This window comes from Methylomonas rosea, from assembly GCF_024505055.1.
GTDB classification, from domain to species: domain Bacteria; phylum Pseudomonadota; class Gammaproteobacteria; order Methylococcales; family Methylomonadaceae; genus Methylomonas; species Methylomonas rosea.
The window spans coordinates 1-1,370 of record NZ_JANIBL010000142.1; the positions used below are offsets into that span (position 1 = coordinate 1).

The 1,370-nt window shown below is 58.9% G+C and carries 1 protein-coding gene; it reads left to right on the forward strand.

Translation table 11 applies throughout. The features are described 5' to 3' along the window. Window positions 1-69 precede the first annotated feature (69 nt). Window positions 70-1,370: IS1380 family transposase (locus NP589_RS21500; RefSeq protein ID WP_256608799.1), on the forward strand; the 1,301-nt coding region annotated here is incomplete at its 3' end.

Below are 1,370 nucleotides of genomic sequence, written 5' to 3' on the forward strand. Positions count from 1 at the left end.
GGTGAGTTATGTATTCTAATGGACACCATTAGATAAAATCTGCCTGAATCAATGAGATAGGTGGCTGCGATGGCGAAATCGGCACAAGCGGGGAATGGTTTTTCGGTCAGCTTTACCGACCGTGAAGTCACGGCGTGGGGTGGACTGGCGCTGCTGAAGCAGATGCTGGATAGTTTGGGGTTTCGACAGGCGGTCGAGAGTTGGGATTTGCCCGCGCCGGGTTCCAATCGAGGCTACGACCCGGTGCAATTGATCGAGCAATTTATCGTGTCGATCTGGTGCGGAGGCTGCCGGTTTGCCCATGCCGAGACGGTGCGCATGGATAATGCCCTGACCCGCTTGTTCGGCTGGCCGAAGGCAGCAGGGCACAAAGCGATTCTGCGCTTGTTCGCACGCTTCGACATGCTGGGCAACGAACGGGTTCAGGCCGAGGCCTATGGCTGGCTTTTCAGTCAGATCAAGCATTTGCAGCGGGTAACCCTGGACGTGGATTCGACGGTGATCACGCGCCATGGCGACCAGGAGGGCGCGGTTCGTGGTTACAACCCCGGGCGACGCGGCCGAGCCAGTCATCATCCCTTACTGGCCTTTGTCGCCGAAGCGCGATTGGTGGCCAACTTCTGGCTGCGACCCGGCAACACGCATAGCGCCAACAATATCCTGCAGTTTCTGGAATCGACCCTACACCACCTGGGCGACAAGGTCGTCGGTCTGTTACGCGCCGACAGCGGTTTCTTCGATGAGGCGGTGTTTTCGCTGCTGGAAGGCAAGCGGACTCCTTACATCATAGCGGCTCGATTAACCCAAGCCCTGCAACGTCAACTGTATCAAGCCAACAGCTGGTGGGCGCTGGCACCCGGGCTGGAGCTGACGGAATTCAGCTATCGCGCCAGCGGCTGGTCAACTCCTCGCCGCCTGATCGTGATCCGTCAGTCGGTTAAACGCCGTGAGGCGCCCGGCAAAACCTTGTCACTGTTTGCCGACGACCCCGACATTCAGGGTTGGCGCTACAGCGCCTTGGTCACCTCGCTGGAACTGCCGATGGTGGAAGTCTGGCGCAGCTACCGAGGACGGGCTGACTGCGAGAATCGCATCAAGGAGCTGAAGGCCGATTTTGGCCTGGATGCCTTCAATCTACGGGATTTCTGGGCCACCGAGGCGGCATTGGGCTTTGCCATGCTGGCTTACAACTTGATGAGCCTGTTCCGTCAGGCCGTCTTGCGTTCCCGGGTGCAGCACACGCTGTCCACTTTACACGGCTTGGTACTGGCTATCGGCGGTTCCTGGCACCCGGATGCCAAGCAAAATCGCCTGCTACTGTCCGTCCCACGCCGAAAACGTGCTTGGTTCAGCGGGCTATGGGAATATGC